This is a genomic window from Winogradskyella ouciana, assembly GCF_009709615.1.
Lineage (GTDB): Bacteria > Bacteroidota > Bacteroidia > Flavobacteriales > Flavobacteriaceae > Winogradskyella > Winogradskyella ouciana.
Genome location: NZ_WJYA01000187.1, coordinates 1 through 257 on the forward strand (window position 1 = coordinate 1; position 257 = coordinate 257).

Genomic DNA, 257 nt, shown 5'->3' on the forward strand with positions numbered 1-257 from the left:
ACCTTGAAAATGATTAATCTCTATTGAATAGGCAATAATTTCTCCATTTATTAATAGAACAGCATTCCCGTTCTTTATACTCGCTACTATTTCGTTCATTGAATTAACTGTATGTAGAGAAGAAGCATATATAATATCTGCAACATGTAATTCTTGATCCTTTATTTGAAGTAGGGGACCAAAAATATTCTCTTCAAGTTTGGCTTGATCTATAATGGTACGAATAAAGACCAAACTACAATGTGTCTTTTAAATTC

Annotated in this window: 1 protein-coding gene; it reads right to left on the reverse strand. The window is 30.4% G+C overall.

The window, feature by feature from the left end; genetic code table 11:
• Positions 1 to 234: spore germination protein (locus F1003_RS17725; protein WP_368732370.1), on the reverse strand; the 234-nt coding region annotated here is incomplete at its 3' end.
• Positions 235 to 257: the final 23 nt, after the last annotated feature.